This window comes from Stenotrophomonas sp. PS02289 (assembly GCF_029960115.1).
GTDB lineage: Bacteria > Pseudomonadota > Gammaproteobacteria > Xanthomonadales > Xanthomonadaceae > Stenotrophomonas.
In genome coordinates this window covers 1-5,077 of sequence record NZ_JASCOZ010000234.1, presented here as the reverse complement: position 1 = coordinate 5,077, position 5,077 = coordinate 1, and the positions used below count along the sequence as shown (strand labels likewise).

The window sequence follows — 5,077 nt, the reverse complement described above, 5'->3', positions numbered from 1 at the left end:
GTGCCGGCCTTAGGCCGGCACTACGGTTGTGACGTGCGCGAATGGTGCGAATGAATGCCGGCCATGGGCCGGCACTACCGGTGTGGCGTGGGGTGCGGTAGGGTCGGTCGATAGACGACCGCACGTGGCAGTGATTGCTGCTGTAACGCATGACCCTCGAACGGAGACGTGCTTCTACGTCACAGGTCATGCGTTCGCTGCGCTGATCACCACTATCGTCCGTCGTCTGTCGACCGACGCTACCACAGGCATTTCCATGAGCCAGAGCATCCTGTTGTATTTCAATGAGAGACCCGTGGCGACGCTGCAGGATCTACGCGTCGAGACACCCTGGTCCACAGCACAGGCGCGCTTTCTCGATGCGGCACTCGGAGACGTGTTGGAGCGGGTTGCACGCTTTCGAACGTTCGACGAGCAACTGGAAGCGCTGGATCTGCCGGAGGATGAAGAAGAGGCACGATGGGAGGCGAAACTTGCCGAGCTCGGATTGACGCATGCCGACCTTGGTCTGGATTTCGACGGGCAATGGTCGGTGGTATTGGAGGATGGAGCGGAACACGAAGTCCGGTCCATCCGGTTTGAGGACGGTGTAGTGCAGTGGCGCGGGTGATCCAGCCCCGCGGGTACGCCCATGGCTTTGGCCCACAGGGCGGCATGCACCCGGCGTAGTGACACGCCATGCGTGTCACCACACCCTTCCGCACGCCCTGATCAGAACCGCGCCGTCGCCCCCACAAAGAACGTGCGCGCGCCGCCGTCGTAGTTGTTGCCTTCGTCGATGGTCGACACATCGCCCAGGTTCAGCACACCGGCACGCAGGGTCAGATTCTCGTTCACATCAAACCCGGTCACCAGGTCCACCGTGGTGTATGCCTTCGCAAAGGTGGCACTCGTCGCCGAGACCAGCTGCTTGCCTATGTGCTGCGCGCTGAGGTTCAACGACCACGCGTCGGTGACCTGCCAGTCCAGCGAGGTGTTGGCGGTCAGCTCCGGCACCACGAGTAAGGTCGCCCCGGTGGTGCGGTTCTTCGACTCCAGCATGCGGGTGGCATTGGTGGTCCAGCTCAGGCGTTCGTGCAGCGGCACGGTGACGCTGGCTTCGACGCCACGGGTGCGCGCCTTCTGGATGTTCTGCGCCACCGTCCACCAGTAGCCGTTGACGAAGCTGGTGGTCTGGCCGGGAATCTGGGCCAGCGGCACCTGCTCGATCTTGTCGTCGAAGTTGGTCAGGAAGTAGGTGGCCGATGCGGACCAGCCGTTCTTGTCAAAGCCGACGCCCAGCTCGTAGTTGGTGCTGGTTTCCGGTTCCAGGTTGGGATTGCCGGCCATGTAGCAGCCACGGGTGCCGTCAGCATTTACCGAGGTGCTGCTCCAGCCCTCCACGGTGAGCGCGCGGCAGCCGTTGCCGCCGGACTGGGTGGCTGCGCCGGCGGTGCCCTGTTTCAGGTTCGGGGCGCGGAAGCCTTCGGAGATGCCACCGCGGATCGTCCAGGCGTCACTCGGGTGCCACACCCCGTAGATGCGCGGGCTGAGGTTGTCGTCGTAGTTTTCGGTGTTGTCCCAGCGCAGACCCACGGTCAGGATGAAGCGCTCATGCAGGGTGATGTGGTCTTCGGCAAACAGCGCCCAGGAATCGGCCTCGCTGGTGGGGCTGATGCGGCCGCTGCCAGTCCAGGTCACCGGCACGGTGCCGATGGTGTCGCTGTTCTCCAGTTCCTCTCGCTTCCACTGGCCACCGACGTTCAGGCTGTGCTCGAAGCCCCAGTGGAAACCACTGGTGAAGGCCGTATCGAACACGGTCTCCTTGGAGTGGTTGCCCACTTCGCTGCCCTTGTCCTCGTAGTCGTTCTGCACCAGGGTGGTCTTGGAGGTGCTGGCGTCGCCGTACTTGCCGTCGTGGGTCAGCACGTAGCCGGTCTGTACCAGCTTGGACAGCCCCCAGCTGCTGACGGCACCCGCTCCGCTGTTGCGCTGCACGCCGCGCGAGGCTTCCACGCCCACGGTGTGATCGTCATTGATCCGCCAGTTGAACAGCACATTGGCATTCTCGGCCTTGTTGCCGGGCGTCTGGCGCGCACCACGGTCGGATTCGCGATCGGTCACGTTGGCACCCACGCGCAGGCCGAGGTTCTCGGTCAGTGGGCCACTGAACAGCGCGCCCATCTGGGTGGTGTTGCCACGGTCATCGGCATCCGGCTTGCTGTAGTTGAAGGTCACCGAGCCACCCCATTCAGTGGCGACCTTGCGGGTGATGATGTTGATCACCCCGCCCATGGCATCGCTGCCGTACAGCGAAGACATCGGCCCACGCACCACCTCGATGCGCTCGATCATGTCCGGGGACAGCCAGTTGAGGTCCTGCGGGCCCAGGTCGTCGCGGTAGTTGACGCCCGCCGAGCTGCCCTGGCGACGGCCGTCGATCAGGATCAGGGTGTACTGCTCGGGCAGACCGCGCAGGCGGATCTTCGACTGGGCACCGGAGAGCGCATAGCCACCGGTCACGCCCGGCACGGTGCTGAGCAGCTGGCCGATGCTGCTGACCGGCTTGCGCTCGATCTCTTCGCGGGTGATGACGCTGATGCTGGCCGGGGCGTCCTTGATCCACTGCTGCGCGCCGGTGGCGGTGACCACCACGGTGTCCATCTGCTGGGCGTTACCGTTGGCGGCGGCATCCGGGGCGGCGTGGGCCTGGCTGGCGAGGGCCAGGGCGACAGCAAGGGACAGAATGGAAGCGGTACGCGAAACGTGGGGGAATGACATCGAAGCAGTACTCCTGATGGCAGGGTCCGCTGGCGATGGCTGGGACATCCTTGTGGGTTGATTGCGACAGAAAACTTAACAACTGTATCACGAATCATTCGCATGTGACACAAATCGACACGTGGTGTTCGGGTATCTGGCGTGAGACGTGAAATGTTATAATGTCCCACTTCTGCCGCTTCCCGAAGTGGCAACCCCCATCGTTTCAGGCTCCCAAGTCCCCATGAAGATCCACGTCCTCGTGGCCGCCGTTGCGGCTGCCCTGCTTGCCCCCACCGCTTACGCGCAGTCGGCCGACTCCGCACTTACCCTGGGCAAGGTGGATGTCCACCAGCACGCCGAAGGCCAGCTCTCCGCGCACCAGGTGCTGACTTCGGTGGACGTGCTGGGGGCCGACCAGATCGAGGACAAGAACGTCTCACACAGCTGGGAACTGCTGGGCCAGATGCCGGGCATGCAGCTGACCGAAACGCGCCAGGGCGCCGAATCGGGCAAGGTGAGCTTCCGCGCCTTCAACGGCGAGGGCTATCTCAACGCGATCAAGACCCTGATCGACGGCGTGCCCAGCAACGTCAACAGCGGCAACCAGCGCTTCATCGACATGCTGTTCCCGTTGGAAATCAGTTACATCGAAGTGGTGCGCGGCACCAACGATCCGCGCTACGGGCTGCACAACATCGGCGGCAACGTGAACTTCGGCACCCGCCAGGGTGGCAACTACGCCGATGCGCGGCTGGGCTATGGCAGCTACAACACGCGTGAGGCGCAGTTCGCGCTGGGCCGTCAAAGCAACGGCTTCGCGCAGAACTACTTCGTCGGCTGGAATGACACCGACGGCTACCGCGACCACGACAGCTCGAAGAAGTACGCCATCGGTGGCAAGTGGTTCTACGGAGACCTGGACCAGGACGGCATGCGTATCGGCCTGACCGCACGTGCCTACCACCACGAGGCCGACGAAGCCGGCTTCATGACCGCCGACGAGATGCGTGCTGACCGTCGCGGTTCGGACATCCGCAACGCCAATGACGGCGATGACCGTGACATGCGCCAGTTCGCCGTGCACATGGACCTGAAGCTGACCGACAACGTGTTCTTCGGCACCAAGCTTTACTACAACCGCTACGAAGACGACCGCCGCGTCACCTTCAGCGACTTGCCGACCGGCAATGCACCGCGCCAGCGCCGCATCTGGGATGAGAAGCAGGTGGGCATGCTCAACACCGTGACCTGGCAGGCCAGCGACGTGCTGACCCTGGAGGGCGGGCTGAACTACGAGCACCAGGACAACGCCTACATCCGCCAGCGCTTCAATTACAGCGAGCCGACCGACTTCTGGGCCACGCCGGCACGCGTGCAGAATGACGACCGCCACACCTTCGACAACTGGGGTGCGTATGTGCAGGCGATCTACCAGCCGATCGATGCACTGAAGATCGTGCCGGCCTACCGCGTGGATCGCTTCGATGGTGACACGCACCTGCCCGGTGGCATCACCGGCAAGCTGCAGGACTACGGCACCATCGAGCAGCCGAAGCTGAGCGTGGTATACGCCTTCAATCCGACCACCAACGTGTACGCGAACTGGGGTCGGACCTTCCAGGTACTGACCGGTTCCACTCCGCCGGCCTACCTGACCCCGGGCCAGGCGGCCGTGGCACCGTCCACCAATACCGGCGTAGAACTCGGCCTGAAGTTCAGCCCGTTCGCCGGCAGCCAGGCACGCCTGGCGGTGTGGCAACAGGATGCGGAGAACGAAACCTCGAACATGCCGGCCACCGGTACCACCGTGACCCTGGGCAAGACCCGCCGCCGCGGCGTGGACGCGCAGTTCAACGCGCAGATCGGTGAGAAATGGACGGTGTGGGCTTCGCATGCTTACCAGGAAGCCAAGATCACCCGCGACGACCGCGCCGCCAGCATCAGTCTGGAGGGCAACGAAGTGGCCGCGGTACCGCGTCATATCAGCAACATCGGCCTGGACTACCAGGCCACCGAGGCGCTGCAGTTGGGTCTGCAGGGCCGCGCGCAGGGGGACTACTACCTGGAAGAGCGCAATGTCGCCGGCAAGTACGGCAACTTCGCCGTGCTCGACCTGAGCGCGCGTTACCAGTTCAGCCCGCTCTGGAGCGTGGACGTGCAGGTGAAGAACGTGACCGGTCGTGAGTATGTGTACGCGTGGTATGACAGCTTCTTCCAGGACCAGGCGCAGCCAATGTTCTCGCCGGCCGCCGGCGGCTCGGTGTTTGTCGGGTTCAACATGAAGCTGTAGGTAGCGCCGGCCGTTGGCCGGCCATGGGAATGCGTGGGCCGGCCA

3 protein-coding genes are annotated in these 5,077 nt (G+C 63.8%); 2 read left to right on the top strand and 1 reads right to left on the bottom strand.

Going from position 1 to position 5,077, the window contains the following annotated elements:
• Positions 1–124: 124 nt before the first annotated feature.
• On the top strand, positions 125–610 hold the full coding sequence (locus QMX83_RS19960; RefSeq protein WP_282298383.1) for a hypothetical protein: 486 nt from the start codon (positions 125–127) through the stop codon (positions 608–610).
• 101 nt (positions 611–711) lie between these two features.
• On the opposite strand, the gene QMX83_RS19955 is transcribed toward QMX83_RS19960, so the two are convergent.
• On the bottom strand, positions 712–2,760 hold the full coding sequence (locus QMX83_RS19955) for a TonB-dependent receptor (RefSeq protein ID WP_282298382.1): 2,049 nt from the start codon (positions 2,758–2,760) through the stop codon (positions 712–714).
• A 223-nt stretch (positions 2,761–2,983) separates the two neighbouring features.
• Between QMX83_RS19955 and QMX83_RS19950 the strand changes: the two genes are divergently transcribed.
• On the top strand, positions 2,984–5,032 hold the full coding sequence (locus QMX83_RS19950; RefSeq protein ID WP_282298381.1) for a TonB-dependent receptor: 2,049 nt from the start codon (positions 2,984–2,986) through the stop codon (positions 5,030–5,032).
• The last annotated feature ends 45 nt before the right edge of the window (positions 5,033–5,077 follow it).

What these genes read in the sequence shown, in the direction of transcription:
- QMX83_RS19955 (WP_282298382.1), bottom strand. Translation starts at nt 2,760, where the DNA reads ATGTCATTCCCCCACGTTTCGCGTACCGCTTCCATTCTGTCCCTTGCT.
- QMX83_RS19950 (WP_282298381.1), top strand. Translation starts at nt 2,984, where the DNA reads ATGAAGATCCACGTCCTCGTGGCCGCCGTTGCGGCTGCCCTGCTTGCC.